Origin of the sequence: Streptomyces sp. NPDC048191 (genome assembly GCF_040652655.1) — a bacterium.
Classification (GTDB): domain Bacteria; phylum Actinomycetota; class Actinomycetes; order Streptomycetales; family Streptomycetaceae; genus Streptomyces.
Genome location: NZ_JBEZMO010000004.1, coordinates 301,305 through 324,880 on the forward strand (window position 1 = coordinate 301,305; position 23,576 = coordinate 324,880).

Consider the following 23,576-nt stretch of genomic DNA (forward strand, 5'->3'; position numbering starts at 1 on the left):
GGCTGCCACCCGCAGGTGAGGGTTTCGAGGTCCAGTGACTCAACTACCAGTGGCGGGCCACTGTCGGGACCAACCCTGGCCCCGGACACTGGAACTGATCAACGTAAACTTCGGGCGCGCGCCGATAACCCACGCGTTATGAAGGGAGGTCCGCCCGGTGGAACTGCGGGACATCGAGATCTTCCTGACGCTTGCGGACGAACTTCACTTCGGTCGGACGGCGGCTCGACTGCACGTCACTCAGGCGCGCGTGAGCCAGGCGATCGCGGCACAGGAGCGGCGGCTCGGTGGAACGCTGTTCGACCGCTCGAACCGTCGGCAGATCCGGCTGACTCCGTTGGGGCGGCAGCTGCGTGACGATCTGCGACCGGTGTACGCGGGACTACAGGCCGGCTTGGAGCGCGCACGGCTGGCCGCCCGCGGAGTGACGGCGGTCCTGCGGGTCGGCATGCTCCCTTTCAACATCGCCGAAGTGCACCACTGCTGGCGGGCGTTCCGTTCCCGCCACCCGCAGTGGGAACTGCAGATCCGCCGTGCTCCCTACGTCGACCCGTTCGCCAGACTCCGCGACGGCCAACTGGACGTCCTGGTCGTGTTTCTGCCCGTGGAGCACCCGGACCTCACCGTGGGCCCCGTCCTCTTCACCGACCCGCGGCTGCTCGCCGTCTCCATCGAGGACGCTCTGGCCGCGCGATCGTCCGTCACCTTGGAGACCCTCGCCGATCGCCAGCACGTCACGGCGCCCCTGATGCCCGACTACTGGGAGGACCGGTACCTGCCCTTCCAGACCCCGCGGGGCCGCCCAATCGAACGCAGCCAGAGCATCATGAACAGCGACGACCTGATCCACCTGGTCGGGACAGGCGAGATCGTGCACGGTTTCCCGGCCCACGTCACCCGGCACTGGTCCATGTCGCACATCCGCTGGCTGCCCATCCGGGACATGCCACCCCTGAGCTACGCCCTGGTCTGGCGTACCGAATCCGAGAACGAGCCCATCCGAGCACTCGCCGAAGTCGTGCGCGACCTCGGGCCGCTGAACTTCGACGACCGCTGAGCGGGCACCGAGGCAAGCCACCTGCCCCCAGAACACCGCCTCCGCCACCATCGTCTGCGGCAGCGGATCACCGCAGTCTCCATACTTGGGTGGTGCCGTCGGCGCTGCCCGCGGCGAGGGTTTTGCCGTCTCGGCTGAACGCCACGGACTGCACGGCATTGGTCTGGCCGGTCAGGGTCGCGGTGTGGGTACGGGTGGCGATGTCCCAGATCTGGGTGACATCGTCGGTGCCGCCGGCGGTGGCGAGGGTTTTGCCGTCGGGGCTGAACGCCGCCGACACCACCGAGGCGGAATGAGCCAGAGTGGTGTGGGTGCAGGTGGCGATGTCCCACAGCAGGACGGGCCCGAAGCCGCTACCTGCGAGGGTTTTGCCGTCGGGGCTGAAGGCCACCGAGTTCGCCGTGCTGGTAGGGGAGTTGACCAGCGTGGTCCTGGTGCGGGTGGCGATGTCCCACAGCAGGATCGTACCGCCCGCGATGTTGGCTGCGAGGGTCTTGCCGTCGGGGCTGAACGCCACCGACGCCAGCCCAGTGTCGTCGCTGCAGGTCAGAGTGGTGGTGCTGGTGCGGGTGGCGATGTCCCACAGATGGACGGTGCCGTCGGTGTAGCCGGCAGCAAGGATCCGACCGTGCGGGCTGAACGCCACCGGAGGTGGTGCCGATGGGCCTTTGGACGGGTCGGCCAGAGTCGCGGTGGTGGCGCGGGTGGCGGGGTCCCAGAACCGAACGGCACCGTCTCCGCCGCCGCTGGCAAGGATCGTGCCGACGGGGCTGAATGCCACCGAGTCGCCGACGCTGTCAGGAGAGTTGGTGGTGCCCGTGATCTTACGGGTGATGAGACTTGCGAACGAGATGTCGCCGCTGCCGATCGCGAGGGTTTTGCCGTCGGGACTGAACGCCACGGAGTTCACGTCACCGACGCCGGTGAGGGTGAACCACAGCTGTGGTCCGGGACGACTGGGTCTCGGGTGCGTTCGCGGACTGGTGTCGGTGTGGGGTGCTGGGGTGTGGCCGGCGTCGTGTCGTAAGGCCAGCAGGCCGGCGCCTGCGGCTGCAGCCAGGGCTGCGGTGCCGCCGAGAAGGATGCTGCGGCGGTTCACTCCGCGCCCGCCCGCAGGAGCGGCAGCGTGCGCACCCGCGGCGGGGCTGCCCGCGGCGGGGGAGGCTTCCGGGCTGGGGGCATCCGGCGTCGCGGTCTGCGTGTCGGCCTCGTGCAGGGCGGGGACGGGGAGCTGTTTCTCGGGTGGGCGTTGTCCGGTGGTTTGCGCATCCGGGATCGATTGCGTTTCCTTCGCCGGCAGATCTGGACGTGGGGGCGATACGGATCCGTTGGGATCTGAGCCAGCGGGGGCTGTGGCGGTGTGGCTCGGATGTGAGGGTAGGGGGGAGGTGGGGAGGAGGGGACCCGGTGGGTCTGGGGGAGTCTGTGTGCGCGGTGTGGGGGCATAGTCCAACAACTCGGCGGCGTGGCGGCCCAGTTGCTCCACAAGCGCCTTGGGCAGCCATCCCGCGACCCGGTTCGTCGCCGTACGCTCGATCACCTGCTGGAGGGTGGGCCGCTCGGCCGGGGTCTTGTGCACGCACTGACGGACGAGGTCGACGAGTGCCTCCGGCACACCGGTCAGATCTGCTTCGTCCTCCGCGATGCGAAAGAGGTGGGCGTTCAGGTTGGGGTCGGTGGCGCCGAAGAGGAGGCGTCCAGTGGCGGCGTAGACGAGGACGGTGCCCAGGCAGAACACGTCGCTGGCGAAGGTGAGTTCACGGCCCCGGGCCTGCTCTGGCGACATGAAGCCGGGAGAGCCGATCAGCATGCCGGTGCGGGTGAGAGGCGAGCCGTCCCCGGCCAGGCTGTCCATGGCCCGCGCGATGCCGAAGTCGATGACGCGCGGGCCGTCGAGGGTGACGAGCACGTTGGACGGCTTGAGGTCACGATGGATCAGGCCCGCCCCGTGGACGACCTGCAGGGCAAGGGCGAGCCGGTTGGCGAGGACGCGGACCGAGTACTCGGGCAGCGGCCCGAAGTCCTGGCCGACGACGGTACCAAGGTCGGGTCCCGGGATGTACTGGGTCGCCACCCAGGGAACGTCGGCCTCGGGGGCGGCGTCGAGCACGGCTGCCGTCCCATCCCCGCCCACCTGCCGCGCGGCAGCCACCTCGCGGGCGAAGCGCTCACGGAACTCCGGGTTCCCGGCGTACTCAGCTCGGATGACCTTCACGGCCACGGTGCGCCCCTCCTCGGAACGCCCCAGATACACCAGCCCCATCCCCCCTTCCCCCAGCCGGGTGATCAGGCGGTACGGGCCTATGAAGGACGGGTCACCGGCGATCAACTGGTCCACCAGGGCACCATAGTCCAACGGGCAGCAGCACCCCAGGCAGAGCGGGTCGCACACTGTCCTGCCCGGGTGGCGAACGGATCTGCCAACCTGCCACAGAGCATCACCGATCACGAAATTCGAAACAGCTTCTAGACTTCCCGCAGGTCACCGTTTTGAGTGGTGGCGTGGTGGGTGCCGGTGCGGATCGCCGGCTCCGTGCCGTCCTCCGCTCGTGGGACGCTCTGCTCCGCCGTACGCCCTCGCAGTGCCGTCACCGCCAGCACGGCCGAGAACAGGGCGGCCGAACCGCACACGACGAATCCGATCGCATAGCCGTGACCGAGGGCCTCGAGGGCGTATGCGCGGGCCGCGCCCGGTGGGGAGGCCGCGGGGACGGAGTTCAGTGCGAGCGGGCCGCCCTCCTTCAGGACCGCGTGCGCCGCCGCCTTCGATCCCGCGTCCAGGGAGGACGCCCCGGCCAGCGACGAGGTCACCCGGGTCGCCGCCTGGCTCAGCGCGACCGCGCCGATGACCGCCGGCCCCAGGGTGAAGCCGAAGTCGCGCAGGAGGTTGGTGGCCGCACTGGCCATGCCGGCGAGCGGGACCGGCACCGTGTTGACGGCGGTTGCGGTGATCGACGACACCGTGAAGGCGAAGCCGACGCCGACCAGGCCGAGCGGCAGGACCAGCGAGGTCAGGTCCGAGTCGCCGACGTCGAGGCCGGCGGCCAGGAAGTCGCCCGCGGCGATCAGCGTCAGCCCGGCGCTGAGCAGCGCCCGTGCGGGCAGCCGGTGCAGCAGCCGGGAGGTCAGGGGGGTGAGGACCGGGGCGATGCCGTTGAGCAGCAGGAACGCGAAGGCCGTGCGCATCGGGCTCTGGTGCTGGATGGGGCCGAGCCGGATGCTCGCCGCGTAGGCGGTACCCAGGAAGCTGAACATGCCGATGACCGCGACGACCGACGCGATGGCGAAGGACCGGTTGCGGAACAGGTCCAGGCGCAGGAGAGGGGAGCGGGCCCGGCTCTCGGCGGTCACGAACAGACCCACGAACACGACCGCGATCACGAACGCCACGACCACCGGGGCCGAGCCCCAGCCGTCCGTGGGCCCCTGGATCACGGCGTACAGCAGGGCGAAGAGCCCGACGCCGATGGTGATCTGCCCGCCGAAGTCCAGTGAACGTCCCTCCGGCGCTCTGGAGTTGGTGGCGAGCCACAGGCTCACCAGGGCGCTCGCCGCAGCCAGCACGGCGACCACCACGAACGCCGAGCGCCATGAACCGTAGGTGCCGGTGATACCGCCGAGCAGCGGGGCGAGGAAGCCGCCCGCGGACAGGCTGGAGGCCCATACGGCGATGGCGCGGGCGCGCTCGGCGCCGGTGTGCGTGCCGGCCGCGATCATGGCGAGGGAGGTGGGGAAGAGCGCGGCGGCACCGAGGCCGGCCAGCGCCTGCCCCGCCCACAGCTGATGGATGCCGGAGGCGCCGGCCGCGACCGCCTCACCCGCGCACATCAGCGCGGCGCCGCCGACGAGGAGCCGTTTGCGGCCGAACAGGTCGCCCAGCACGCCGAAGGAGAGTTCGAGGACGGCGACGGGCAGCAGGAACGCGTCGGAGATCCAGGTGAGTTGGGAGCCGACCGGGTGGAGGTGCTCCTGGAACAGCCCGTTCAGGGTGGCCGGTATGGCGAGGCCGATCTGGGCGAGGCAGACGGCGAGACAGCCGGCCACCAGTGTGCCGAGTGGCAGGGAACTGCGCGGGGCGGCGGACGAGTCGGACATGAGCGGGTCCCAACGTCAGGGGTGGGTGGGGTGCGTCGAGCGGTCGCGGCCGACCGTCAGGCGTGCCGGTCGGTACGGGACGTACGCCGCCCCGTCCAGACCCAGCGCGGTGGCGGACCGCTGGAGCGCGGCCGGGGTCGTGGCGTCGTCCCAGCGGCCGGTGGTGACGCGGTGTTCGAGCGCGTGCAGGGCGGCCACGGTCTCGGCCGTGGTGAACGCGCAGTGGCCCTGCCGCTCGACGTACGACTGCCGCAGCAGTGCGCCGTCCCCGGCCCCGCGCACCCGGTCGCCGAACTGCCGTTCCTGCTCCACCGGGACCAGGTTGTCGGCGATCGTGTGCACGTCCAGCAGTGGGACACCGAGGCGCTGACCGGCGGAGGAGGTGCGCTGCGCGGTACGGACCGCGGCGGGGTCGGCGCGGACCGAGGCCCCCCGGGTCAGGGACGTGAGGTCCGCGCCGAGATCGAGTCCGGCCGTCCGATACAGGGCGCGGACCTGTGGGGCGTGGACGGAACCGGCGAGCAGGCGGGCGTAGTCCACGCCCCGGTTCCAGGAGTTGTTGCCGCCGGCGGACTGCTCGACGGCGTACCGGCCTCCCTCGACGAACGACAGGATGCCCTGCGCGAACCACGCGTACTGCTGCTCCTCCTGACCCGCCCAGTCGGTCGGCGCGGGCCGGTCCTTCCCGGGCGCCCAGGCGGGCAGGTTGAGGAAGGCCGCGGCCAGGGCGATACGGGCACGGCCCTGCGGGGTGGCCTGGGCCGCGGTGACGGCGTGGGTGAGCTTCTCGGCGGTCGCCGCCGCGTCGTCCGCGGAGCCGAAGCGGACGAGACCGACGTCCTGTCCCGGCAGGAGCAGCCGGGCGATGGTGTACTCCGCGTCCAGTTGGTAGTTGTCCAGGTCGGTTCCGCCCGCGACCAGACCGCACAGGCCTAGGGCGCCGTCGACGCGGCCGGTGCCGTCGCGGGCGATCTGCGCGTTGACGAGGCCGCCCATGGACTGGCCGACGGCCAGGGTGCGGCCCGGTGTGCCGATCTTCGCGGTGACGGCGTCGAGCGTGGCGAACTGGTCGCGTTCGGCGCTGTTCAGGGCCCACATCGAGCCATGGGGGTCGTACGAGGACCCGGCCATCGCATAGCCCTCGCCGAGCAACTCGGTGCGCACCGCGTCGGAGGGGGCGTCCTTGGCGACGGTGGGGCCGAAGCCGTGGCTGAACAGCAGAAGGGTGCCGTTCCAGCGGGCGGGGACGTCCGCGATCCAGGCGGCGCCGTCGGAGAGGGTACCGGTGAGGTGGGTCGTGGCCGCCGGGTCCGCCTGGGCGGTCGGCGCGGGGACGGTGACGAGGGCCGCGGACGCCAGCGTGGCCAGGGCGGCCAGGGCGATGCGCGGACGGGTTCGGGGCGTGCTGGCGCGCATGGCGTCGGCTCCTTCTGGGCTGCGGAGGGGGCTCGTGGGGCAGATCCTCAGTGCACTGAACGAAGGTGCCAGGAATGTAGGGTCGAATTCTTACGGCCGTCAATGCGGTGCACAACATTGATTCGTGCGACCGCCCGTCCCGGGCCGGCCGAGCGGTTCGCCGAAAACAGACGGAGCCCGCCCGGTCCACCCGCCCTTTCGGGTCGAGGTGGGCCGGGCGGGCCCGCTGGAACCGGGTGACGCCGGTCCCCGTGGTGCCTGCGGTCCTGAGGGGCCCCGGGGGTGCGCCGCGCCGTCAGGAGATGCGGATGCCAGACCAGTTCGTGGACCTGCCGACCTGCGACCGGCTGCCGAAGCCGCCCTGGCCGTTGCCCCGGTTCAGCCAGGCGCGGCCGTCCTTGTCGAGCGAGACCAGGTCGGCCCGGCCGTCCCCGGACAGGTCGAGCCCGCCGACCACGTCCTTGTAGGAGGTGCCCCAGTCCTTGAAGACCAGCGAGCGGGGCTTGAAGGTGCCGGTGCCGGTCCCGCTGAATCTCCAGAGCTCGTTGGACGCGTCGAGGGCCAGCAGGTCGTTCCTGCCGTCGCCGTTGAGGTCCCCGGCGGCGATCAGCTTCTTGTAGCCGCCGAAGCCGGATCCGGCGAGCGTGCGGGCCTTGAAGCCGCCCGCGCCGTTGTTCGCGTACACGTACAGCTTCCCGGTCGAGGCCGACCGGGTCAGCAGGTCGGCCCGGCCGTCGCCCGTCAAGTCGCCGGGCGAGACGACCGCGTCGTACCCGCTCCAGTCCGAGGAGACCTTCACGTGGAACGACTGCTGGTCGGGCAGCCCGCCGCAGACCGTCGGGTAGACGTCGGCCTCGCCCTTCGGGAAACGGACGAACACGTCGTCGCAGCCGTCGCCGTCGAGGTCACCGAACGGCAGCACCTGCGTGCCCGTCGGCCAGCTGCTCGCACGCTGTCCGGCGGACAGCTTCGTCGCGTCGCCCGCGTACACCTTCAGACCGGAGCTGTCCCGGCCGAACAGGTCGGCCTTGCCGTCGTCCGTGTAGTCACGCCACTCGGGCAGCGCGCGGCTGGTCGTGGTGGCCTGGTACACGCCGTCCAGGGCGATGCCGTTCGTCTCGGTCGGCTTGTACTCGTCCCACGCCACGACGGGGCGGCCGAGCGCGTCGGCGGCCACCTGGGGCGCGCCGGTGGACTGGGTGCTCGTCGCGCTCAGCCGCCGCGCGGCGGACCAGGTGCCACCCTTGAAGACGGCGGCCATGGTGTACTCCTGGCCCGAGTAGCCCTCCCGCCACGTCACCGTGACCGTGCCGCCCGAGGTGGCGGCCGCCGCGACCGCGCGCACCTTCTTGTGGGTGGAGAAGGGCTGCGTGTACGGCAGCCAGGCGCCGGTGGCCGCCGAGCGCACCGCGTACCAGGGGCCGGTCGAGTAGCCGGGCGCGCCGGCGACGAAGAGGTCGCCGTTGGGCAGGTGGACGGGCGCGGTCATCCCGAACGTGCTGCCGAGGTCGGCGGCGGACCGCGGGGTGCTCCACTGCGTCGCGCCGGCGGACCGGTGCGTGTGCATGAGCTGCGCGAGGTCGTCGTAGAACACGTCGAAGCCGCCCTGCGGACTGGCGAACACCTTCGGTCGCGCCAGGTCCTTGCCCGGGACCGGGAAGCCCTCGACCGCGGTCCAGGCGGTCGCGCCGGGAGCCTTCTGCAGAGCGACAACGGCGTCGCTCGCCTGCCACTGCCACACCAGCAGGGCGGTGCCGTCCTTGGCGACCGCGAGGTCCATGTCGGAGATGTCCCGGCTGCCGGACGCCGGCTGCTCGTTGAGGTCGGCGGGAGCGGTCCACGCGGCCTGCGGTCCGGACTTCTCGGCGACCTTCACGACGCCGGAGACGGTCCACACGGCGACCAGCCGGCCGTCGGGGGCCGCCGCCAGGTGCTGGTAGCCCTTCTCCGGGACCGCGGCGACGTACTCGGGCCCGGAGAAGGCGGTCGCGCCGGGCGCGAGGGTGGCCACCTTCAGCCAGTAGTTGTCGTGGTCGTCGGCGCGCTTGGCCCGCCAGACCAGGCGCACCGAGCCGTCGCCGAGCGAGACCAGTTGGGTGTTGTACCCGCCGGCGTCCGTCCAGGTCTGCGGGGCGAGCCAGTGGGTGCTTCCGGCGGGCCGGATGCGGGTGGAACGGGAGAGCCCGTCGCCGGTGAGGGAGACGAGGGCGCCGTCCCCGGCCGACACCAGGGCGTTCAGGCCGCCCGAGGCGGAGGTGGGGTCGGGGCTCGGGGCGTGCAGGGTGCGGGTGCCCCACGGGCCCGGCGCACGCGTCCCGACGGTGACCTGGGTTGTGCCGGCGGCCGTGGCGGTGGTGTCGGTTGCCGCCGCCGTGCTGTGGGCGGCGGCCGGTGTCGCGGCCGCCAGGGCAAGGACAGGAGTGAGCGCGATGCCGAGCACCGCGCGGGACTGTGAAGTCATGGGAATGCCCCCCCGGGCAGGGCGGATCCGGTGGCCTGGATTCGCCGTACTGTTCGAACAAAGTGAACAAAGTAAGGCGCAGCGTATATCAACCAAGATCGCCCCGCGGGGGAGGTTTCCCCACGGGCCGTCAGACGTCCGGGGCCGTCAGGCGTCCGGGGCCGTACCGGCCTCCGGGGCGCGCTCGGATTGCGGGAGCGGGCCGGTCGCCGGAGCGGGGAGGTAACTCGCCAGGCCGCGCAGGATGATCTCCAGTCCGATGTCGAACCTCTCGTCGGAGGAGTCCGTCACCATTAGCCCGGACAGGGCGCGCAGGTGGGGGAAGTCCTGCGCCGGCAGGGACGCGAAGTAGTTCTGCATCTCGTCGGCCATCTCGCTCCAGTCGGGGCGGGCCGGCGAGGCGGCGGTGCCGCCGTGCCGGGCGGCCCGGTCGCGCCACATGCCCTCCTCCAGGACGAACCCGTCGATGTAGGTGGAGATGAGGTCGCCGGCCTCCGCCGCGATCCGGTCGGGCAGCCCGGCGGTGCGGAAGAGGGCGAGCAACGCCTCGACATGCGGCAGCAGTTCGGCGGTGAAGGGGACGTGTCCCATGGAGATCCTGGCCATGTCCCGGTGGGAGAGCAGACGCCGGCGCCAGGCGCGGGCGAAGTCCCGCAGCTGCTCCTGCCAGCGCTCCGGATCGGGCGCGGGGAGCGCGTAGCCGTCGAAGAGCCGCGTGTACATGAGCTCCAGGAGGTCGTCCTTGGAACTGACGTGGGCGTAGAGGGCGGACACCGCGACCCCCAGCTCGGCCGCCACCTGACGCATCGAAAGACCGTCGAGCCCGTGCCGGTCCAGCACGGTGAGGGCGGCCTCGGCGACCCGCTCGCGCGTCAGCGGCGCGCGTGCGGGCGCGCCGGCGCGGGCGGGGCGCTCGCGCTCCCACGGGGACGGCGGAGGGGGTGCTGGGGTGCCGGCGGCCGCGTCACTCATGGGGTCAGTCTAGGAAACGGAGAACAGTGTTCTGCCCAGGGTGAGGCACCGCCGTCACCTGGAACGCGATATATCTTGTCTGTGTCGAGCAATGGCGCTATATCTTAATGAACGACGTTCTCTCACTGAGCACCGTTCTGCTACGGTGAACGCTGTTCACCGAGCGATCGCGTCCGACCGTCCTGCCCCGCCCGCGCCTCCCGACCGGGACGCGCCCTTCTCCGAGGAGATTCCGATGTCCACCACCGGTGTCGCGTCCGCAGAGACGCCCACCGATTCGCCGGCGCCCTACCGGTGGCGCTGGGCTGCGCTCTTCGTGATCCTCGCGGCCGAGGTGATGGATCTCCTCGACGCCGTCGTCACGAACATCGCCGGCCCCTCCATGCGGGCCGACCTCGGCGGCGGCGCCTCCACCCTCCAGTGGCTCGCCGCCGCGTACACCCTCTCGATGGCCGTCGGACTCGTCACCGGCGGACGGCTCGGGGACATCCACGGGCGCCGCCGGATGTTCCTGGTGGGAGCCGCCGGCTTCACCCTGGGCTCGCTGCTGTGCGCGGTCGCCGTGTCGCCCGAGATGCTGATCGCCGCACGTGTCGTCCAGGGCCTGTTCGGCGCGGTGATGCTGCCGCAGGGCCTCGGCATGATCAAGGAGATGTTCCCGCCGAAGGAGTCGCAGAAGGCCTTCGGCATGTTCGGGCCGATCATGGGACTGTCCGCGGTGTGCGGGCCGATCCTGGCCGGCTGGCTCGTGGACGCCGACTACTTCGGCACCGGCTGGCGGATGATCTTCCTGATCAACCTGCCGCTGGGCGCCGCCGCCTTCCTCGGGGCACTGCGCTACCTGCCCAGGGGCCGCTCCGGCGACAGGCCGCGGCTCGACATACCCGGCATGCTCCTGGTCTCGCTGGCCGCGCTGCTCATCATCTTCCCGCTGGTCCAGGGCCGTGAGTACGACTGGCCCGCGTGGACGTTCGCGATGATGGCCGCGTCGGTGGCCGTCTTCGTCGCCTTCGCGACGTACGAGTCGCGCCGCAGCAAGGCCGGCCGTGACCCGCTGGTCGTCCCCAGCCTCTTCCGTAAGCGCGGCTTCAGCGGGGGCATGACGCTCGGGCTGGTCTTCTTCTCGACCATGCAGGGCTTCATGCTGGTCTTCAACCTCTACACCCAGATCGGGCTCGGCTACTCGCCGCTGAAGGCCGGCCTGGTGATGGTGCCCTGGTCGGGCGGCATGATCGTCGGTTTCGGCGTCGCCCAGGCCGTCGCCCGGTTCGGCCGGGCCGTGCTCCAGGCGGGCACGGTCGTCATGGCGCTCGGCGTGTTCGGCGTGTGGCTGACCCTCGACACGGTGGGCAGCGGCGTCGGCCCCTGGCAGCTCGTGCCGGCCCTGCTCGTCACCGGCATCGGAATGGGCCTGCTGATGGCCCCCTTCTTCGACATCGTGCTCGCCAGCGTCGAGCAGCACGAGACGGGCTCGGCTTCCGGCACGATGACCGCGATGCAACAGCTCGGCGGCGCCTTCGGCGTGGCGATCCTCGGCACCGTGTTCTTCGGCCTGCTCGGCGGCGGTATCGCCACCGCCGTCGACCACCACTCGGCCGGCCTGCGGGGCCGGCTGAGCGCCGCGCACGTGGCGCCGGCCGCCCAGGACCGCGTCGTCGCGGACCTCAGGCGGTGCGCCTCGGACCGTGCCGTCGCCAAGGATCCCGCCGCCACCCCGGCGTCGTGCGCCCGCCTGGCGAGGGACACCCGGTCCGCCGTGACGTCGCCGCAGGCCGGCGCCCGGATACCCGGCGCGCTGGAGACCACCGCGAAGTCGGCCTTCCGCAGCGGTTTCGGCTCCGTGATGAAGACGGTGCTGTGGATCGTCGACGGCATGCTCGTCCTGACGTTCCTGCTCTCCTTCCTCCTGCCCCGCCATGCACGCCCCGAGGACTCCGCCGGTCACTGAGCCCCGTCGGCCTCGGCGAGACGAACGGCCGGGCACCACCCAGCGGTGGCTGCCCGGCCGTCCTGTCTCCCGCCGACGCCCGTCCGGAGCCGACCGCGTCGGTTTCAGGGTGCGCAGGTTCCTAGGCCGCCGGGATCGTTTCGATCAGACGGCGCGCCGCGTCCCGGGCGGGCGCTTCCAGCAGGGCGTGGACCGCGCGGAACGTCTTCTCCGCCGCGTCCGCGGGCCAGTCGGCCGGCAGATGCCGTACGGGCAACCTCGGGTCGCCACGGATCACTTGGAGCCACTCGGCGGTCAGCCGGAGGCGCAGCGCGAGGGCGTCCTGCGCGGCCAGGTCCGTGCCGTCCCACGCGTACGGCCCCCAGGACGCCTCGAAGTCCCGGTAACGGGCGGCCAGTTCACCCAGGTCCCAGGTGTCGTCGATCATCTCGGCGATGTCCATGCCCGCGTCCGCGTGGGCACGGAAGACCTTCACGTGCGCGGCCAGGCCCAGCTCGGCGACGATCCCGGACACGTCGACCTCGCCCGGTGCGATCCACAGCCCGCTGAACAGCGCGCCGAAGCCCGCCCAGGTCAGCTGGGAGCGCAGATCGTGCCGCTGGCGCTGCCACGACTCCGGGAGCGAGAACCCCAGCAGCGTCCAGCCGCCGTCCCAGTCCCGGTTGACCGCGCCCGTCTGCCAGATACGGCGCTCGCCGTCGCGCAGGATCGCCTCCGAGCGGTCGGTGAGGCCGATGTAGGTCCGCCGGCCCTCGCGCCGACGGCTCAGCAGGCCGCGGCCGACCATGCGGGTGAGCGTGGACCGGGTGGCCTGTTCGCCGACTCCGGCCCGCCGGAACACCTCGATGACGCTCCCCGTGTACACGTACACCCCGCGGCCCAGCACCTCGTCGCCGAGGAAGCTGAGGAGCAGGGACTGGGGGCGGGGGACTGGACCGGTCACGCGCATACAGTACGAGGCCGCGTCTGTCCTGACACGCGCGGCGGGGGCCGGGGGCCGTACCCGATGAGACCCGGCTCGGGCCGTCCTGACGCCGGTCCGCGCCCGCGCCACGCCGACCGGCCCGGGCGTCAGTCGAGTCCGTTCCCGGCGACGCGCAGCAGCAAGGTGTGCAGTGCCTCCCGGTCGGCGGGGGCGAGCGGAGTGAGCAACTCGTCGGTCACGCGCCGGCCCGCCTCGTCCGTGTCGCGGAGGAACGCGCGACCGTCCTCGGTGAGGGCGACGACGCGGCTGCGGCGGTCGTCGGGTGCGGGGCGGCGCTCGGCGAAGCCCAGCTTCTCCAGGTCGTCCACCAGGCCCACGATCGCACTCGGGTCGTAACCCAGCCGGGCGCTGAGTTCGCGTTGGAGCGCTCCCTCGCACGTGGCCAGGAAGCGCAGCACGGCATAGTGCCGCAGCCGCAGTCCCGACTCCTGAAGGAACGTGTTGAACAACTGACCGGAGCGCAGGCCCAGGCGGTACAGCAGATAGCCCGTGTCCGCGTGCAGTCCCCGCATCCACGGCTCGTCGGCGTCGATGCGGGTGGGGTTGTCGGTGTGCTGGCCGGCGATGGCGGGCTCCCTGGGTCTCGGTCCCCGGGTCACCGGTCTCGGCTCCCACGGGTGCGGTGTCGCGTGCGGATTCCAGCATGACGCACCCGAAGGTCGCCAACAACTATTGACGACAACAATTATTGCTCTTAGCTTCGATCTCCAAGTCGCCCGGCGCCCAAGCGGCGCACCCCGAGCGAAGGGACCGCTCGTGCCCCCCATCGATCTCACCGGCAAGGCCGCCGTCGTCACCGGCAGCGGCCGTGGCCTCGGCCTCGCCCATGCACACGCCCTCGCCGCCCACGGCGCCTCCGTGGTCGTCAACGACATCGACGAAGCCGTCGCCGAACAGGCCGTCAAGTCCATCACCGAGGCCGGCGGCACCGCCGTCGCCGAGGTGGTCCCGGTCGGCACCGCCGAGGCCGCCGACCGGCTCGTCCGGCGTGCCGTGGAGGAGTTCGGCCGGCTCGACGTGCTGGTGACCAACGCGGGCATCCTGCGCGACAAGGTGCTGTGGAAGATGACCGACGACGACTTCGACGCGGTGCTCACCACGCATCTCAGGGGCACCTTCACCTGCGCACGCGCCGCCGCCGTCCGCATGCGCGAACAGGGCGAGGGCGGCACACTCGTCCTCGTCGGCTCCCCGGCCGGCCAGCGCGGCAACTTCGGCCAGACCAACTACGCCGCCGCGAAGGCCGGAATCGCGGCCATGGCCCGCACCTGGTCCATGGAACTGGCGCGCGCGAACATCACCGTCAACGCGATGGTGCCGGTCGCCGCCACCGCGATGACCGAGACCATCCCCGCCTTCGCCCCGTACGTCGAGGCCCTGAAGAACGGCGAAGCGCTGCCGGCGTTCCTGCGCAGGGGGGAGGGCTTCGGCACCCCCGAGGACTGCGCCGCCCTCGTTCCGTTCCTGGCCTCCGAGGCCGCCCGCGACGTCACCGGCCAGTGCATCGGCATCGGCGGCGACAAGGTCGCACTCTGGTCGCATCCGCAGGAGATACGGGCCGCCTACTCCGACGGCGGCTGGACCCCGCACGCCCTCGCCGACGCCTGGCCCACCTCGGTCGGCGCCGAACCCCAGACGGTCGGCATCCCCGCCCCGAAGATCCCGGGGGCATGATGTCCCCCGGCACGAACCCGGCTCTGCACCTCGACGAACTGGTCGCGATCGACGTCCACACCCACGCGGAGGTCTCCGCCGAGGGCCACTCCTCCCTGGACGACGACCTGCACGACGCCTCCTCCGCCTACTTCAAGGTCGAGGGCAGGCGAAAGCCCACGCTTGAGGAGACGGCCGCCTACTACCGCGAACGACGGATGGCCGCCGTGATCTTCACGGTGGACGCCGAGTCCGCCACCGGCACCGCGCCCGTCCCCAACGAAGAGGTCGCCGAGGCCGCCGCCGCCAACGCGGACGTCCTCATCCCCTTCGCCTCCATCGACCCCTTCCGCGGGAAGGCGGGCGTGCGGCACGCCCGGCGGCTGGTCGAGGAGTACGGCGTGCGGGGCTTCAAGTTCCACCCCAGCATCCAGGGCTACTTCCCCAACGACCGTTCAGTGGCGTACGGCCTGTACGAGGTGATCGAGGAGACCGGCGCCATCGCCCTCTTCCACACCGGCCAGACCGGCATCGGCGCCGGGGTTCCCGGCGGGGGCGGCATCCGCCTGAAGTACTCCAACCCGCTCCATGTGGACGACGTGGCCGCCGACTTCCCGCACCTGAGAATCATCCTGGCGCACCCGTCGTTCCCCTGGCAGGACGAGGCCCTGGCCGTGGCGACCCACAAACCGGGGGTGCACATCGACCTCTCCGGCTGGTCGCCCAAGTACTTCCCGCCGCAACTCGTGCAGTACGCCAACACGCTGCTGAAGGACAAGGTCCTCTTCGGGTCCGACTTCCCCGTGCTCACCCCGGACCGGTGGCTGGCCGACTTCGCGAAGCTCGCCGTCAAGGACGAGGTCAGGCCGAAGATCCTCAAGGAGAACGCCGCCCGCCTGCTCGGGCTGACGAAACCGTAAGGGGTGTCGATGCGCAACGAGGGACTGGGGTCGTGGCCCGCACGCCGGGCCCGCAAGACCCCGCACCGCACGGCCCTGATCCACGGCGAGCAGTCCACCGACTACCGCACCCTGTACGCCCGCGTCACCCGCCTCGCCCACGCGCTGCGCGCCCGGGGCGTCAGACGCGGCGACCGCATCGCCCACCTCGGTCCCAACCACCCCGCCCACCTCGAGACGCTCTTCGCCGCCGGCACCCTCGGCGCCGTCTTCGTCCCCCTCAACACCCGCCTCACCGGACCCGAAATCGCCTACCAGCTCGCCGACTCCGGCGCCAAGGCCCTGATCCACGGCCCCGCGCACGCCGGCCTGGTCGCGCACCTACCGGGCGAGACCGGCGTACGGATCCGCATCGAGACCGGCGACGCCTACGAACAGGCCCTGGCGGGTGCCCCGGACGAGCCGATCGACGAACCGGTCACCCCCGACGACACCTGCATCATCATGTACACCTCGGGGACGACCGGCCGCCCCAAGGGCGCGATGCTCACCCACGCCAACCTGACCTGGAACGCCGTCAACGTCCTCGTCGACCACGATCTGATCGCCGACGAACGCGCCCTGGTCTCCGCCCCGTTGTTCCACACCGCGGGCCTGAACATGCTGACCCTGCCGGTACTGCTCAAGGGCGGCACCTGCGTCCTGGTGGAGGCCTTCGACCCGGAGACGACCCTCGAACTGATCGAACGGCACCGGATCACCTTCATGTTCGGGGTGCCGACGATGTTCGACCGGATCGCCCGCCAGCCACGCTGGCCGTCGGCCGACCTGTCCTCGCTCCGCCTCCTCACCTGCGGCGGATCCCCCGTACCGACCCCGCTCATAGCCGCCTACCAGCAGCGCGGACTCACCTTCCTGCAGGGCTACGGCATGACCGAGGCCGCGCCCGGCGCGCTGTTCCTGGACACGGAGCACGCCGTCGCCAAGTCGGGCGCCGCGGGCGTACCGCACTTCTTCAGCGACGTACGGGTCGTTCGCCCCGACCTCACCCCGGTCGACGTCGGCGAGACGGGCGAGGTCGTGGTGCGCGGACCGCACGTCATGCCCGGCTACTGGGGACTGCCCGAGGAGACGGAGGCGGCCTTCGCCGACGGCTGGTTCCGCAGCGGGGACGCGGCCCGGATCGACGACGACGGGTACGTGTACATCGTCGACCGGATGAAGGACATGATCATCTCCGGCGGCGAGAACATCTACCCCGCCGAGATCGAGGACCTCCTCCTCACCCACCCCGGCATCGCGGAGTGCGCGGTGATCGGCGTCCCGGACGACACATGGGGCGAGGTGCCCCGCGCGGTCGTCGTCCCCGCCGCGGGCACCGTGCTGGACCCGCAGGAGGTGCTGGCCTCACTGGCCGGCCGGCTCGCCAAGTACAAGATCCCCAAGTCGGTCGTGGTCACGGACGAACTCCCGCGCACCGCCTCCGGAAAGCTCCTCAAGACCCGGGTGCGCCACCACTACGGCACCCCGACTCCCTGAACAGGAAGGCGACTCATGGGCATCACCGTCAACGGCCTGGACGAACTGAGGAAGCTCGCCGGCGGCGACCTCGGCACCAGTGGGTGGATCGAGGTGACGCAGGAGCGGATCGGCACCTTCGCCGACGCGACCGGCGATCACCAGTGGATCCACACCGACCCCGAACGGGCGGCACAGGGCCCCTTCGGCGCACCGATCGCGCACGGCTACCTCACCCTGTCCCTGTTCATCCCGCTCTTCACCGAGCTGCTGGAGGTGCGGGGCGTGACCACGAAGGTCAACTACGGGCTGAACAAGGTGCGTTTCCCCGCACCGGTGAAGGCCGGATCCCGCATCCGGCTGGTCGCCCGGCTCGCCTCGGTGGAAGACGTACCCGGCGGTGTCCAGATCACCGTCGACGGCACGATCGAGGTGGAGGGCGGCGCGAAACCCGCCGCCGTCCTGCAGAGTCTGTCCCGCTTCTACGCCTGACGCGCCGTACGACCCTGCGGCCCGCTCACCGGCAGCGGTGCCGTCCGCCGGTTCTCGGCACCGGTGGCCGGTACCTGCAGCACCGGCCACCAGCCTTGCCCACACCAACGGATCAGACGCCACACAACAAGATCCGCAGCGACTGACGGAGTGCTAGGACACGGTGTCCGGGCGTGCGGGACCCAGCCGGACGGGGAGTTCCTGGTGCCCGTTGCTGATGAGGGAGGCCACCGGTCGCAGCTCCTCGGCCGGCACCGCGAGGGACAGGTCGGGGAAGCGGTCGAACAGCTGGCGGAGGGCTTCCGCGACCTCCAGACGGGCCAGCGGGGCGCCGAGGCAGAAGTGCACCCCGTGGCCGAAGGCCAGATGGTCCTTGACCGTTCGGGTGACGTCGAAGGTGTCGGCGTCGTCGCCGTGCCAACCGGGGTGACGGTTGGCGGCGGCGTACGAGGCGAGGATGGCCTCGCCCCGGGCGATGGTGCGCCCGTCGGGCAACTCGATGTCGGTGACGGCGTAACGCAGCGGCAGATGCTTGACGGCGGGTTCGTGCCGCAGCGTCTCCTCCACCACGTCGTCCCAGCCGGCCTTGCCGGTGCGCACGAGGTCGAACTGACCGGGGTTGGTCAGCATGGCGACGACGGCCTGGTCGATGACGTTGACAGTGGTCTCGTACCCGGCGCTGATCATCAGCAGCAGGGTGTCGCGGAGTTCCTCCGCGGTGAAGCCGGTGCCGTCCGACTCCTCGTCCCGGGCCGCGATGAGCAGCGAGGTCATGTCGTCGTCGGGAGCGCTGGTCTTGGCGGCGATCAGCTCGTCGAGGAGGGTGTAGAGGCGGACGGTGTTGGTCTCGGCCTCCTCCTGGGTGAGCGTGGTGTCGAAGACGCCGTCCACGAGCTTGCGGAAGTCCGCCCGCCGGTCCTCCGGTACGCCCATGAGGTGCCCGATCACGGCGATGGGCAGCGGGTAGGCCAGGCGTTCGCGCAGGTCCACGACCTCCCCGGCGGGCAGCGCGGCGAGGTCTTCCACCAGTTCGGTGACCAGGGCCTCGACGGCCGGGCGCAACTCGGCGATGCGGCGGGCCGTGAAGGCGGGGGCGACCATGCGGCGCAGACGGCGGTGGTCGGCGCCGTAGGCGGTGAACATGTTCTTCACCGCGACCCACAGGGCGAGCGGCCAGGTCGCGACCGTCTGCTCGAAGGCCGGCCAGTGCGCGCGTGCGTCCTTGGACACGTCGGACGTGGTGAGCAGTTGCTTGAGCAGGGCGGGGTCGGTGACCGCCCAGGCCTGGACGCCGAGGATGTCCACTCGCGTGGCGGGCCCCTGGGCGCGCAGGGTCCGGTGCTCCAGGTGCCGGGCGGCCCCGGTGGGGTCGAGGACGAGCGGAGTGTGCTGGGACAAGGCCGTTCTCCTTAAGGACAGCGGTGGCGGTGTCGGACGACAGCGGGGCTTCAGACGACAGCGGGGAAACGGACGGGCAGCACTTCCAGGGCGCGGTGGAACGGGCCGGGCCGCCACACCAGATCCCGTACGGGACAGGCGAGATCGATCTCGGGGAGGGCGTCGAGCAGGCAGGCGACGGCTGTCTCGGCGATGAGGTACGCGTGGGTGCGGGCCGGGCAGGTGTGCGGGCCGATGCTCCAGGACAGGTGGGCGCGGTTGCCGGTGAGGGCGTCGGCACCGAGGCCCCCGGTGACGGCCGGGTCGTTGTTGCACGCGGCCATGGAGATGACCACGGGCTGATGGGCGGGGAGCAGCACGCCCTCCACGTCGATCGGGTACGGCGGGTAGCTGATGCAGTAGTTGGCCAACGGCGGGTCGGTGTACAGGACCGTGTCGAGAGCTTCCCGCACCGGCCGCCCGGCATGCAGGCCGGCCGAGAACTGCTCGTCGGTGAGGATCCTGAGCACGGTGTTGCTGATCAGGTTGGTCAGCGGCTCGATGCCCGCGCCGTACAGCGTGACGAGCTGGTGGGACATCTCCACGTCGTCCAGGCGGGCGCTGTGGGCAATCAGCCGGGAGGTGATGTCGTCCCCGGGGTGCTGCCGCCGGAGCCTCACCAGGTCGAGCACGGCCTGGCCGAGGATCTCGTTGCCGTGGGCGGCGGTCTCGGCCTCCGCCTCGAAGATCTTCGCCATGCCGTCGGCGATGCGCATGCCGATCTCGTCCGGGCAGCCCAGCAGCGCGCTCAGCACGTGGAAGGCGATGGGGAACGAGTACTGGGTGAGGAGGTCGGCCCGGCCGAGGTGGCGGAAGGCACCGATGGCGCCGGAGGCGACCTTCTCCACCAGGGCCCGCAGCTCGTGCTGGTCGACCGCCTGGATGCTCGCGGTGTTCGCTGCCCGGTAGCGGGTGTGCTCGGCACCGGACGAGCGCAGCGCGTTGGGACGCCACTCCATCATCGGCCGTACCGGGCAGGTCTCGGGTATGTCCTGCTGCCAGATCCGCGGGTCGGCGGGGAAGTGCAGGGGGTCGTTGAGGATCCGCCGCGCCTGGTGGAAGCCGATGACCAGGGTGGCGGGGACACCGGGAGCGAGATCCACGGGGACCAGGGGGCCGTGGACGCGGCGCATGCGCTCGTACGCGGCGTGCGGGTCGTCGGCGAACTCGGCGGCGTGAAGCGGGACTCTGGCCGGGGAGCTCGCGATGCCGGGGCCGGGGGTGGTCATGGGCGGGGCTCCACAAGAGAGGCGGGGACGTGTCGGGTGGTCAGGTGTTCGATGAGGGTGATGAGCGCGTACACACAGGAGCGGCGGTCCCGCGCGTCGCATTCGGTCAGCGGTGTGTCGGGCTCCAGCGCCAGCGCCTGCCGGATCTCCTCCAGGGGGTAACGAGGCGCGTCGGGAAAGACGTTGATGACGACGGCGTACGGCGTCTGCTGCTCCTCCAGCAGGCTCAGCACCTCGTGGCAGCCGTCGAGGTCCCTGGTGTCGGCCAGGACCACCGCGCCCAGGGCTCCCTCGGTCAGCCCTTCCCACAAGGGGCGGAACCGGGTCTGGCCGGGGGTTCCGAACAGATAGAGCACCAGGCGGTCGTTCAGCAGGTGGATGCGCCCGAAGTCCATGGCCACCGTCGTGGTCGTCTTGTGCGGGGTGCCGCGCAGATCGTCCACCCCGACGCTCGCCTCGGTGATCGGCTCCTCCATGCGCAGCGGTGCCACTTCGGAGACGCTGCCGACGAAAGTGGTCTTGCCGACCCCGAACGCCCCGGCGACGACGATCTTCGCCGAGCGGTTCACGGCGGGGGCCACATAGTGGACGGCCGGCGGGTCAGACAAGTTCGCGTAGTCCACGCAGCACCTCCTGGAGCAAGTCGAGTCCGGGGCGGCCCTCCTGAACAGGGGCAGGGCTGGTGAGATGGCCGCCGTCCATCAGGGCGGAGACGAGGATCCGTACGGTCGAGGGCGGCAGCTCCAGCGCGGCGGCGATGTCCGCCACGGCCAGGCCGCCCCGCCCGCCGGCGAAGAGGCGCATCACCCTGCGGGCGTCCGGAGCCAGCCTCTCGGTGGGACCGGACGCCGCGATGACCACCGTCTCCAGGCGCACATCACGGCTGGGCCGGTTCCGTCCTCCGGTGCGGACGTAGGGCCTGATCAGGTCCGGGTCGTGCCGCGGACCACTCACGTCGCGGTGCCGCCTTCCGAGACAGGGTGCCGGTCCCCGACCTCCAGCTCGTGGCCGAGCCGCGTCGCCAGCCGCACCATGTGGTGGCTGATCAGACCGACGTCGGCGTCCGGGCCGGCCGTGACGACCGAGAGCATCGAGTTCCGCGCGGCCGCGGTGGTCAGCCCGATGCGACCCTGCGACTCGATCAGCAACTGGCACATGCCCTTGCCGCCGACGTGCTCGTCCCACGCCTTGCCGGCGGCGCGCAGCGAGGCGGTGAGCGCGGCGAGTTTCTCCGCGTCCTCCTGGCCGATCGTCTCGGTGCGGGCCTGCAGGAGACCGTCGCTGCTCATCAGCACGGCGTACTCGACGCCCTCGACGGCGCCGAGCTCCTTGTCGAGCAGCCAGCCCAGGCTGTTGCTGTGCGTGTCGCGCATGGTCACTTTCCTTCGGTGGGTCCGGTGTTTTCCTCGGTCTGGCGTCCCCGGCGGGTGCCCGACGCCCAGGCGGCGGCGACACTGGGCCGTCCCGGCACGACCGGAGGTTCCGGCGCCGACGGGGCGGTGCCGCGTGGCCGGGCAGGACGTTGACGGACGGTCAGCCCGCTGGCGGTGGTCGCGGCAGGCGCGGGGGAGCCGGAATCCCGCGCGGCGGGTACGGCGGCGGGCTCGAGGGCCTCGGCGGGCCGGGGCGCGGCGGCGCGGGCTCCGGCGGGCTGGGCACTGCCGGAGGAGAAGAACAGGAGGTTCTTCGGCAGGACCAGTACGGCCCGGGTGCCCTGGTAGATGTTCGGCGCGGTCAACTCGACCCGGAAGCCGTAGTTCTCGGCGAGCAGGGACGCGACGCGCAGGCCCGTCTGCGGATGTTCGCCGAGCTGCGTGATGTCGTCGCGCTGTTTGCCGGACATGATGTCACTGGCCCACAGCAGCCGCTCGTCGTCCATGCGCAGACCGGCGTCGTCGACGATCAGGAAGCAGGCGTGATGGCCCTCCTCCACCGAGACGTGCACGCGGGCGGCCGGCGGTGAGTACCGCAAGGCGTTGTCCAGCAGCAGCGCCAGGGTGTGCACGACGGCTTCGACCGCCCGGCTCTCCACCGCGATGGTGTCCGACTCGTGGTGCTCGACCCGCTGGTAGCCCTCGATGCGTCCCATGGCGGCGCGGATCACGTCGGTCAGGGAGGTACGCGGCCAGCGCCTGGAGAGCTTGTCGCCGGCCAGGACCGCGTAGCCCTGCGCGGTCAGCAGCATCTGCTGGGCGATGTGGTCGATGTGCACCAACGTCGCGTAGGCCTCGTCGTCCTGGTGGGAGCGCACGCCCTTGCTGATCTCCCGGCTGAGCCCGGCCGCGCGTGCCACCACACTGGAGGCGAAACTGCGCACGGCCGCGCGGGTCGCCTGCTGCGACTCCCGGCGTGCCTTCGCGACCTCCTGTTCCGCGGCGGACCGGACCTCGGCGATGCGGTGGTCGGCGGCCTCCCGTACGTGTGCCACGGTGGCGACCGCCTGTCCCACCACGTCGCGGAACCGGCCGGCGAGGGCGGTGTGGGCCAGCGGGCGGGGCAGGGCGGGGCCGGCTCCGTACTGCCGGTCGGCTCCGGCGCCCACCGCGGGCAGCACCTCCGCGGCGAGTTGTCCGAGGACGTGCTCGACCGCACGCAGCTGCTCGGTGAGCTGGTCGGCCCTGCCTCGCTCACGCCGGTACGCACCGCGGAAGCGCCACGCGGTGGCACCGGCCGCCAGCGCGACGGCGGCACTCACGGCCAGTATCAGATCGGTCATCAGGTCCTCTCCAGCGTGTCCGACACGCGAAATTGGATGCGGGCATGACAGGCCAAAAGTCGCGTAACCGTCGGGGGAGGCGTCGTGCACCACGAACGTGGTTCGGGCGCACGGAAGCCGGAGTGGAGGCGCCGGCCGGCTAAGGCGGGGTGAGCGGCGGGCACGGTGTCCTCCGGGTACGCGGTCATGTCGTCCAGCAAAGTGTTCGACGAGCTCGAACCGGAAGCGCGCTGAATCGAACGCATCGCAGTGTAACCAGCAAGGGACAGGCCGTCGATGAACGGCCCTCCTCGGCGGACACTACCGAAACCGCCCAACTGCGTGGAGACCAGGCCTCATTGACAAGCGGAAGCCGCAAGAGCCGTCATGGACGGACGCCGCGACCGACGCGGCACCCCCGCGCTCAACGTGCCACCGGCCTCACCGGCATCCGCGCTTCCGGGGCCGTGCTGGCCGGACTGTTGCGACTGTGGCGCACCCTCACGGTTCACCTGATCGTCTTCGGCGCCAGGGCGACCGTACTGTGGGCAGAGGCGCTCGTGCCCTGACCGGCACATGATCACCGCCGTCCGGCCCCGGTCCCGGCGGCTGAACGGTGGCCGCCACCTTGACCTGGCGGCCACCCTTCCCGAATCCTCACAAGCCACATCGTTTCCACACCTGGGGGCGGGTGGGAATCGATCCAGGCCATGCCGTGC

General features: G+C 71.4%; 19 protein-coding genes. 6 read left to right on the forward strand and 13 right to left on the reverse strand.

Going from position 1 to position 23,576, the window contains the following annotated elements; translation table 11 throughout:
• Positions 1-157: 157 nt before the first annotated feature.
• Positions 158-1,057 carry a LysR family transcriptional regulator gene (locus tag AB0D93_RS10010; protein WP_362115954.1) on the forward strand — a complete coding sequence of 300 codons (900 nt, stop codon included), beginning with the start codon at positions 158-160 and terminating at the stop codon, positions 1,055-1,057.
• A gap of 67 nt (positions 1,058-1,124) precedes the next feature.
• Here the strand turns inward: AB0D93_RS10010 and AB0D93_RS10015 are convergent, their stop codons facing one another.
• The 5 genes from AB0D93_RS10015 to AB0D93_RS10035 form a co-directional block, all read right to left on the reverse strand.
• Positions 1,125-3,395, reverse strand: a complete 2,271-nt coding sequence (locus AB0D93_RS10015; RefSeq protein ID WP_362115957.1) for a protein kinase — start codon at positions 3,393-3,395, stop codon at positions 1,125-1,127.
• Between the two features lie 128 nt (positions 3,396-3,523).
• Positions 3,524-5,152: an MFS transporter gene (locus AB0D93_RS10020; protein ID WP_362115960.1), complete on the reverse strand. Its 1,629-nt coding sequence runs from the start codon at positions 5,150-5,152 to the stop codon at positions 3,524-3,526.
• A 15-nt stretch (positions 5,153-5,167) separates the two neighbouring features.
• Positions 5,168-6,568 carry an alpha/beta hydrolase gene (locus AB0D93_RS10025; RefSeq protein WP_362115963.1) on the reverse strand — a complete coding sequence of 467 codons (1,401 nt, stop codon included), beginning with the start codon at positions 6,566-6,568 and terminating at the stop codon, positions 5,168-5,170.
• Between the two features lie 295 nt (positions 6,569-6,863).
• Positions 6,864-9,029 (reverse strand): VCBS repeat-containing protein, encoded by a 2,166-nt coding sequence (locus AB0D93_RS10030; protein ID WP_362115966.1) that lies wholly within the window; start codon positions 9,027-9,029, stop codon positions 6,864-6,866.
• Positions 9,030-9,176: 147 nt separating this feature from the next.
• On the reverse strand, positions 9,177-10,001 hold the full coding sequence (locus AB0D93_RS10035; RefSeq protein WP_362115969.1) for a TetR/AcrR family transcriptional regulator: 825 nt from the start codon (positions 9,999-10,001) through the stop codon (positions 9,177-9,179).
• A gap of 235 nt (positions 10,002-10,236) precedes the next feature.
• Here AB0D93_RS10035 and AB0D93_RS10040 point away from each other — a divergent pair, with 235 nt between their 5' ends.
• Positions 10,237-11,949, forward strand: coding sequence for an MFS transporter (locus AB0D93_RS10040; RefSeq protein WP_362115972.1), 1,713 nt, complete (start codon positions 10,237-10,239; stop codon positions 11,947-11,949).
• 121 nt (positions 11,950-12,070) lie between these two features.
• Here AB0D93_RS10040 and AB0D93_RS10045 read toward each other — a convergent pair whose 3' ends face one another.
• Positions 12,071-12,898, reverse strand: a complete 828-nt coding sequence (locus tag AB0D93_RS10045; RefSeq protein ID WP_362115975.1) for a PaaX family transcriptional regulator C-terminal domain-containing protein — start codon at positions 12,896-12,898, stop codon at positions 12,071-12,073.
• Positions 12,899-13,020: 122 nt separating this feature from the next.
• Complete coding sequence (locus AB0D93_RS10050) at positions 13,021-13,446, reverse strand: MarR family transcriptional regulator (protein WP_362116275.1); 426 nt, start codon at positions 13,444-13,446, stop codon at positions 13,021-13,023.
• 244 nt (positions 13,447-13,690) lie between these two features.
• Between AB0D93_RS10050 and AB0D93_RS10055 the strand changes: the two genes are divergently transcribed.
• Genes AB0D93_RS10055 through AB0D93_RS10070 form a run of 4 tightly spaced genes read left to right on the forward strand, consistent with a single transcriptional unit; the run spans position 13,691 to position 17,496 of the window.
• On the forward strand, positions 13,691-14,608 hold the full coding sequence (locus AB0D93_RS10055; RefSeq protein WP_362115978.1) for an SDR family oxidoreductase: 918 nt from the start codon (positions 13,691-13,693) through the stop codon (positions 14,606-14,608).
• A 23-nt stretch (positions 14,609-14,631) separates the two neighbouring features.
• Complete coding sequence (locus AB0D93_RS10060; protein WP_362116278.1) at positions 14,632-15,507, forward strand: amidohydrolase family protein; 876 nt, start codon at positions 14,632-14,634, stop codon at positions 15,505-15,507.
• A gap of 9 nt (positions 15,508-15,516) precedes the next feature.
• Positions 15,517-17,025 (forward strand): o-succinylbenzoate--CoA ligase, encoded by a 1,509-nt coding sequence (menE, locus tag AB0D93_RS10065; RefSeq protein WP_362115981.1) that lies wholly within the window; start codon positions 15,517-15,519, stop codon positions 17,023-17,025.
• Between the two features lie 15 nt (positions 17,026-17,040).
• Positions 17,041-17,496, forward strand: coding sequence for a MaoC family dehydratase (locus AB0D93_RS10070; protein ID WP_362115984.1), 456 nt, complete (start codon positions 17,041-17,043; stop codon positions 17,494-17,496).
• Positions 17,497-17,649: 153 nt separating this feature from the next.
• Here AB0D93_RS10070 and AB0D93_RS10075 read toward each other — a convergent pair whose 3' ends face one another.
• Genes AB0D93_RS10075 through AB0D93_RS10100 form a run of 6 tightly spaced genes read right to left on the reverse strand, consistent with a single transcriptional unit; the run spans position 17,650 to position 22,878 of the window.
• The gene (locus AB0D93_RS10075; RefSeq protein ID WP_362115987.1) at positions 17,650-18,894 is read right to left on the reverse strand and encodes a cytochrome P450; all 1,245 of its coding nucleotides are present in this window, start codon (positions 18,892-18,894) and stop codon (positions 17,650-17,652) included.
• 50 nt (positions 18,895-18,944) lie between these two features.
• The gene (locus tag AB0D93_RS10080) at positions 18,945-20,162 is read right to left on the reverse strand and encodes a cytochrome P450 (protein WP_362115990.1); all 1,218 of its coding nucleotides are present in this window, start codon (positions 20,160-20,162) and stop codon (positions 18,945-18,947) included.
• Positions 20,159-20,785: an ATP/GTP-binding protein gene (locus AB0D93_RS10085; RefSeq protein ID WP_362115993.1), complete on the reverse strand. Its 627-nt coding sequence runs from the start codon at positions 20,783-20,785 to the stop codon at positions 20,159-20,161. The genes AB0D93_RS10080 and AB0D93_RS10085 overlap by 4 nt, the downstream gene beginning before the upstream one ends.
• Complete coding sequence (locus AB0D93_RS10090) at positions 20,763-21,116, reverse strand: DUF742 domain-containing protein (RefSeq protein ID WP_362115996.1); 354 nt, start codon at positions 21,114-21,116, stop codon at positions 20,763-20,765. The genes AB0D93_RS10085 and AB0D93_RS10090 overlap by 23 nt, the downstream gene beginning before the upstream one ends.
• Entirely contained in the window at positions 21,113-21,535 is a 423-nt protein-coding gene (locus AB0D93_RS10095; RefSeq protein ID WP_362115999.1) for a roadblock/LC7 domain-containing protein, read from the reverse strand. The genes AB0D93_RS10090 and AB0D93_RS10095 overlap by 4 nt, the downstream gene beginning before the upstream one ends.
• A gap of 2 nt (positions 21,536-21,537) precedes the next feature.
• Complete coding sequence (locus tag AB0D93_RS10100; RefSeq protein ID WP_362116002.1) at positions 21,538-22,878, reverse strand: ATP-binding protein; 1,341 nt, start codon at positions 22,876-22,878, stop codon at positions 21,538-21,540.
• Positions 22,879-23,576: the final 698 nt, after the last annotated feature.

Bases quoted from the DNA above. Each gene is read 5' to 3' on its own strand.
- AB0D93_RS10020 (WP_362115960.1), bottom strand. From the start codon at position 5,152: ATGTCCGACTCGTCCGCCGCCCCGCGCAGTTCCCTGCCACTCGGCACA.
- AB0D93_RS10025 (WP_362115963.1), bottom strand. From the start codon at position 6,568: ATGCGCGCCAGCACGCCCCGAACCCGTCCGCGCATCGCCCTGGCCGCC.
- AB0D93_RS10030 (WP_362115966.1), bottom strand. From the start codon at position 9,029: ATGACTTCACAGTCCCGCGCGGTGCTCGGCATCGCGCTCACTCCTGTC.
- AB0D93_RS10035 (WP_362115969.1), bottom strand. From the start codon at position 10,001: ATGAGTGACGCGGCCGCCGGCACCCCAGCACCCCCTCCGCCGTCCCCG.
- AB0D93_RS10040 (WP_362115972.1), top strand. From the start codon at position 10,237: ATGTCCACCACCGGTGTCGCGTCCGCAGAGACGCCCACCGATTCGCCG.
- AB0D93_RS10045 (WP_362115975.1), bottom strand. From the start codon at position 12,898: ATGCGCGTGACCGGTCCAGTCCCCCGCCCCCAGTCCCTGCTCCTCAGC.
- AB0D93_RS10050 (WP_362116275.1), bottom strand. From the start codon at position 13,446: ATGCGGGGACTGCACGCGGACACGGGCTATCTGCTGTACCGCCTGGGC.
- menE (WP_362115981.1), top strand. From the start codon at position 15,517: ATGCGCAACGAGGGACTGGGGTCGTGGCCCGCACGCCGGGCCCGCAAG.
- AB0D93_RS10070 (WP_362115984.1), top strand. From the start codon at position 17,041: ATGGGCATCACCGTCAACGGCCTGGACGAACTGAGGAAGCTCGCCGGC.
- AB0D93_RS10080 (WP_362115990.1), bottom strand. From the start codon at position 20,162: ATGACCACCCCCGGCCCCGGCATCGCGAGCTCCCCGGCCAGAGTCCCG.
- AB0D93_RS10095 (WP_362115999.1), bottom strand. From the start codon at position 21,535: ATGCGCGACACGCACAGCAACAGCCTGGGCTGGCTGCTCGACAAGGAG.
- AB0D93_RS10100 (WP_362116002.1), bottom strand. From the start codon at position 22,878: ATGACCGATCTGATACTGGCCGTGAGTGCCGCCGTCGCGCTGGCGGCC.